Source organism: Clostridia bacterium (assembly GCA_028698525.1).
Taxonomy (GTDB): Bacteria; Bacillota; Clostridia; order JAQVDB01; family JAQVDB01; genus JAQVDB01.
On the sequence record JAQVDB010000019.1, the window covers coordinates 28,736 to 34,967 of the forward strand.

Below are 6,232 nucleotides of genomic sequence, written 5' to 3' on the forward strand. Positions count from 1 at the left end.
AAAAGGAAAAACCTGTAGCAGGTCCTTATGATGCTATAGTCCGTCCATTGGCAGTTGCTCCTTGTACATCTGATATACACACTGTTTATGAAGGAGCTCTGGGCGATAGAAATGACATGGTTTTAGGGCATGAGGCAGTAGGTGAAATAGTAGAAATAGGTAGCGAAGTTAAGGATTTTAAACCAGGTGATAAAGTAGTAGTACCTGCTATAACTCCAGACTGGAGATCTATACCAGTACAGCGAGGATTCCAACAGCACTCAAAAGGTATGCTGACCGGTTGGAAATTCTCTAACTTCAAAGATGGAGTATTCGCTGAATACTTCCATGTAAATGACGCTGATATGAACCTGGCATTGTTGCCTGATGAAATTTCTCTGGAAAAGGCTGTTATGCTTACAGATATGATGACCACCGGTTTTCATGGCGTAGAATTAGCTGAAATAGAATTAGGTGCTACAGTTGTTTGTATCGGAATTGGTGCTGTTGGACTTATGTCAGTAGCAGGAGCAAAAATCAAAGGTGCCGGCAGACTTATTGGAGTAGGCAGCCGTCCTGCTTGTGTGGAAGCTGCTAAATTTTATGGAGCTACAGATATAATAAACTATAAAGACGGTGATATCGCTGAACAAGTTATGGACTTAACAGATGGTGAAGGTGCAGACAATGTCATTGTTGCAGGCGGTAACTCAGATATATTAATATCAGCTGTAAAAATGGTCAAACCTGGCGGAAAAATATCAAACGTCAACTACTTTGGCGATGGAGATTTCATAGATATACCCAGAGCTGAATGGGGATGCGGTATGGCTCACAAAGATATACGTGGAGGATTGACTCCTGGTGGACGACTGAGAATGGAAAGATTGATTGACCTAGTAAAATATGACAGAGTAGATCCTGGAAAACTTGTAACCCATGTATTCCACGGATTTGATAGCGTTCAAAAAGCTTTGGAACTTATGAAAGATAAACCAAAAGATCTGATAAAACCGGTAGTAATAATTGACTAAACATATATATAATTGCTGAATAAAACCCTTTGGTTGTTAATACCAAAGGGTTTTATTTGCTGTTTTATTTTACATAAAAATGCAGTGGATAGGTCCTGTATTTTGCCGGCGGCATTTTTTCTGTCGTGTAATATCCTGCTGGAGATTCTAACAGCTGTGGTATTCTATTTACTATAGTCGCACAAGTCAGCTCTACCGTGGCCGGGCGTGCTATATTGACTACCGTATCAGGTTCTCCTTTAATACTCCAATCATTTCTGTCATACTCTCCCTCAGCATATACTTTTCCGATACATTCTGATACTACTACAGGCCCTTGATTGGTAACTGTCGTAACTATTGCTGACATTCCTGTTGCATAACCTGCAGGAATCACCTTCCCTAGCGTTTCTGATTTGATATCACTATCGTGAGTTGTAGGAACTAATTTTTGTTCAGTTGATTTGATGGACCACCCGAACTGTGAGCACAGCCACTCATTCGCATTCCACATAAAAGAAGGCAGGGCATCATTTTGAGCAATCTCTTTTTCAAATTCCTCTAAACTAAGTCCGGCACCATGGACCTCTGCTAAAGCAATTCCATAGTCCTCTACGTTATAACTGGATACTCCCTCTATTCTCTCAATTTTATGGCTTGCCCCTGCCAGTGTAGTGATTAAATTGCCCCAAAATACATCCTGATAACCTGAACCTGCTAAAGTACAATTATTATCTTTGGCTAGTCTGTCCAGCCGATTAGTAAGAGCTGGCGAAGTGTTCCACGGATAAAAAGCTTCTTCACATGTGCTAATAGCATTGACACCATGTTTTGCAGCAAGTTCAAAGGCATCATATACTTCAGGCACTAAACTTCTGGTAGCAATAACACACACATCTGCATCACATTCACTAAAAACTTTTTCCCCATTAGAGCTGATTGGAATGTTTATTTTGAATCCTAGTCCTGCAACCTCTCCGATATCTTTTCCTTCAAGATCAGGATTCAAGTCTATTGCCCCTACTATTTCTGCACCTTTTTCATACAAATACCTTAGAAAATATTTGCCCATCTTGCCGCATCCATACTGAATCACTCTAATCTTATCTCTCACGACAAATCCCCCTTCGATTTTTTTAGGTGAATCGTTAAAACTTTCACCATCATCTTCAGTATAAAGTCTATTGTGGGTATAGAGTCAATAGCTTTTTTAATCTTTTATAGGGATTTGTAATTTTACAAACATATTCCTTTCGTTATTATCAAATATAGGTAATTCTACTACCACTTCACAAATATAATCACCTATTATTTCATATTGATTTTCTCTTATATATTTAAATAACCTTTCAGCATACTTTTTTTCCTTCCAAAAACTATGGAAGTAAATACAAACATATCTGTGTTCTGGAATTATTTCGATGCCTTCCTGTTCTTTAAAGTCATCGTCAACAAAAACAAATATTTCCGAAGAAATAAACTTTCCTTGGTCTATCATATCTTTCCTCATAATTGAACCCACATTACAAAAGTACACCATAGGTAAAGGCTTAATAATCACTTGATTTTTCAATTCTCTCAATATATATTCGTATGTATCCAATCCATAGTCATAAATGTTTATATTTCCATCATAACAAAATATTTTTCTTCTAGGTATAAATTCGATGGAAATATAACCTTCCCGAGGAACTTTTAAATATCTCTCGTAGTTCTCTATACAAGCTTCAACAGCTTTTTTCATATAATTTAACTTTTTAATCTCTTTATCAATATTATTGCTTTGTTTTTTCAGTATGCTTTGAATTTCTTTGATATTCTTTTTTTTAAATTGCTTTTTTATCTGCTTTAACGACATTCCTAGTGACTTCATGTACTGAATCATATCGATTTGGGCGCTTTGTTTGATATCATAATATCTGTAGTTTGTCTGTTGATCAACATATACTGGTTTCAATAAATCGATTTTGTCATAATATCTTAAGGTCTGTATTGAAATATGATTTAAAGCCGCCATTTCACCTATGGATAAATATTCCATATATTTTACCTCCACAAACCTAAAATATAATCCTTGATAAAATTATAACATAAATTTTTTGAGTAAACACCTGACTTAAGCATGTATAAGCAATTTATCGGTAACAACATTGACAAAAACCATAATGATGGTAATATTGTTTTGTGACTAATAAGATTACAAACTAACATCATACGAGTAATATTTATCAATAAAATGCAAATTCAATGTTATTTATGTCCTTTATAGTATGGTCTATAATTTTAATGAAGGGAGATATTATTATGAGCAGCGGCCTAGAAAACGATTTCAAACAAAACAACCAAAACTGTGAAATATGTCATCGGGACACATTCAATACAAAAATCGGTTTTATTCTAGCGTGTATTGGCTCTGCTGTCGGAGTAGGAAATATATGGCTGTTTCCCTATAGAGTAGCTCTATTTGGCGGTGCTGCATTTCTAATTCCTTATTTTATCTTTGTAGCTTTATTGGGAGTTACCGGAGTTATTGGCGAGATGTCATTTGGCCGCGCAATGGGCACCGGTCCTTTAGGTTCATTCAGAAAAGCCTTTGAAAAGAAAGGCAAGAAAAATGGGGATCTCCTTGGACTCATTCCAGTCGTAGGTTCTTTAGGCATCGCAATCGGTTATTCTGTAGTAGTGGGTTGGATTATCAGATTTACAGCAGGTTCAATCACAGGTAGTTTAATATCAGCCGATGATAGTACAGCTTATTTCGGTGAGATTGCCGGCAATTTCGGCAGTGTAGGATGGCATTTAATCGGTTTAGCAATAACCTTCATAATTATGGTTATGGGAATATCTAAAGGCATAGAAAAGGTTAACAGATTTATGATGCCTGCTTTTTTTACGCTATTTATCATTCTTGCTATTCGTGTAATCACATTGCCTGGTTCAACAGAAGGATATAAATATTTGTTCCTCCCTAAATGGGAGTTTTTATCAAACCCTAAAACTTGGGTTTATGCATTAGGTCAGGCCTTTTTTTCTCTTTCATTGGCCGGTTCCGGGACAATAGTATATGGAAGTTACCTAAGAAAAGATGAAGATATTTTATCCTGTGCAAAAAATGTTGCAATTTTTGATACTATAGCAGCTATATTGGCAGCACTTGTCATCATTCCATCAGTATTTGCATTTAACCTTGATCCGGCAGTTGGACCACCACTGATGTTTATCACTATGCCTAGTGTATTTAAAATGATGCCTTTAGGCCGGATGTTTTCAATAGTGTTCTTTGTAGCAGTATTATTTGCTGCGCTGTCTTCATTGATAAATCTATTTGAAACACCTATCGAAGCATTGCAGGAGAAATTCAAACTTTCAAGAAGTGTTTCAGTTTCTATTATAATTACCATTGCCGCTATTATCGGTGTTATGATTGAAAACGGAGACATGGTTGGTGTTTGGATGGACATTCTGTCAATTTACATTATTCCCTTAGGGGCATTGCTTGCAGGTATTACATTTTTTTGGATTTGCGGACCGGAGTTTGCCAGAAAAGAAGTGGAAAAAGGATTGGATAAAGCGATGGGACCCTGGTTTGAACCCATGACAAGATATGTGTTCTGCGGGCTCACAATTATAGTATATATACTGGGAATATTCTATGGTGGCATTGGGTGATCGGCATCTATAAAATAATAAGAATTTAAAAGATAAGATTGGTCGTACTTGACAGACATTTTCCATAAATCATTTTTAATTGGTCTGATGGATATATTCCCTTGTTTATACTTTTCAATATTGTTAAAAAAAATATCTCTTTCATTATCTGATGCAATTTCTTTAAAATAACCCCAGATGTGCAGAGCAGCATTTATCGAATATCCAATATTGCTTTCTTTATATAAAGCATCTTCTATCAAATTATAAAAACAAACAACAGGATAATTGTTTTTATCCTTAAGCAGTTTTCGGATTTTTACATAATTCTGGGGTGAATTTTCAAGGATCTTATATTTATACCTGCTCCATTCTAGCTCAAGCGTTCTGATGTTGTTATCAACAGAGGTACAGTTTATACATTTGACAGCAGAAAGATTTTTATCCTTCACTTCCAGCATGATATCAATATCTTGCCTTTCTAGATTCCGATAAAAATCCATGAATTGGTTAATATATATGGTTCTAGAATGGGACCCTGATTTCTTTAACGGATGCTGTTGAGAATAGTGAATCTTTTGGTTGCCATCTTTAGGCTGCCATGTTTTTCTACATTCATGGATCCAGTACAAATCGTCCTTTTTTTTATCACAAGGATTTGTTTGGTTATGGAGGTTATCAAAAACAACAGGGATATTTAAAATTGATCCTATTTCCAGTACTTCCCCAATATTATAGGATTTATCATCATTCTCTATAACAAGTCGCTGTTTTACTGCTTGATCTAGCCGACGGTAATTCATTATAAATCTATCGATCGCTTGCTTTTTGTCCTTATAAACGCCTCCAATGTGTAGTACAATTTTATGCTCTTCTCCCACACCGAGGTTATCTAATACACGATTATGATACTTCAGATCCTCAATAGCCCTTTTTACAATCTGTTGATCAGGGGAATTTAACACAGTATACTGTCCCGGGTGCATAGAAACCCTCATACCGCTGTTTCGAATCTTTTCCCCTATCTCAGAAAATCTAGAAGCAAACATATCCCACCATTGTATACTATTTACAGGACTAGAACCAAAGGGTATCAAATCCGAACTAATTCTGAAAAGTTTTATTTTATTTTTAATATTATAATCAATTATATTTTCAAGAGAATTTAAATTATAGCAAATCAATTCTGATAATTTTGTTTTACTCGCATTTTTAAGCATACAGCTTTTTTGACGGGTATGTGGAACCCCAATAGTCAGACACGCATATCCTATATCCATTGACAGTTTCCTTTCGTATATCGGATTTTGTTCTATGTAGCAAATATTTATCATATATTTATATGGATTTATCCAAAATATCCATAGGGTCAGTCTGTCTTTTGATATCTGAATTCTATAATTTTATTTGCCCGCTTTCAAGTGGATTTTTTTCAAATAACCTGAAATTGAAAGGGTAAGACTATATAAAAAGTCTATCATATTAATTTGTTTTGTTTTTTTATATTTTATGGTAAACTAATGTTTATACCATAATCATAATTATGAGAAAGGGGACCTATATGAAAAATAGAAAAACAAATTTAATTATAT

The 6,232-nt window shown here is 35.2% G+C and carries 5 protein-coding genes; 2 read left to right on the top strand and 3 right to left on the bottom strand.

Annotated elements, in window-relative coordinates; genetic code table 11:
- On the top strand, window positions 1-1,013 hold a 1,013-nt coding region (locus PHP06_04270; GenBank protein MDD3839771.1), incomplete at its 5' end, for an NAD(P)-dependent alcohol dehydrogenase.
- Between the two features lie 64 nt (window positions 1,014-1,077).
- Here PHP06_04270 and PHP06_04275 read toward each other — a convergent pair.
- Window positions 1,078-2,106, bottom strand: a complete 1,029-nt coding sequence (locus tag PHP06_04275) for a dihydrodipicolinate reductase (protein ID MDD3839772.1) — start codon at window positions 2,104-2,106, stop codon at window positions 1,078-1,080.
- Window positions 2,107-2,202: 96 nt separating this feature from the next.
- Window positions 2,203-3,033: a MerR family transcriptional regulator gene (locus PHP06_04280; GenBank protein MDD3839773.1), complete on the bottom strand. Its 831-nt coding sequence runs from the start codon at window positions 3,031-3,033 to the stop codon at window positions 2,203-2,205.
- A gap of 263 nt (window positions 3,034-3,296) precedes the next feature.
- On the opposite strand from PHP06_04280, the gene PHP06_04285 reads away from it, so the two are divergent.
- Window positions 3,297-4,661: a sodium-dependent transporter gene (locus PHP06_04285; GenBank protein MDD3839774.1), complete on the top strand. Its 1,365-nt coding sequence runs from the start codon at window positions 3,297-3,299 to the stop codon at window positions 4,659-4,661.
- On the opposite strand, the gene uvsE is transcribed toward PHP06_04285, so the two are convergent.
- Window positions 4,643-5,920, bottom strand: a complete 1,278-nt coding sequence (gene uvsE, locus PHP06_04290; GenBank protein MDD3839775.1) for a UV DNA damage repair endonuclease UvsE — start codon at window positions 5,918-5,920, stop codon at window positions 4,643-4,645. The genes PHP06_04285 and uvsE overlap by 19 nt on opposite strands.
- Window positions 5,921-6,232 lie beyond the last annotated feature (312 nt).

Coding starts and splice junctions, on each gene's coding strand:
- uvsE (MDD3839775.1), bottom strand. CDS start 5,920: ATGGATATAGGATATGCGTGTCTGACTATTGGGGTTCCACATACCCGT.
- PHP06_04280 (MDD3839773.1), bottom strand. CDS start 3,033: ATGGAATATTTATCCATAGGTGAAATGGCGGCTTTAAATCATATTTCA.
- PHP06_04285 (MDD3839774.1), top strand. CDS start 3,297: ATGAGCAGCGGCCTAGAAAACGATTTCAAACAAAACAACCAAAACTGT.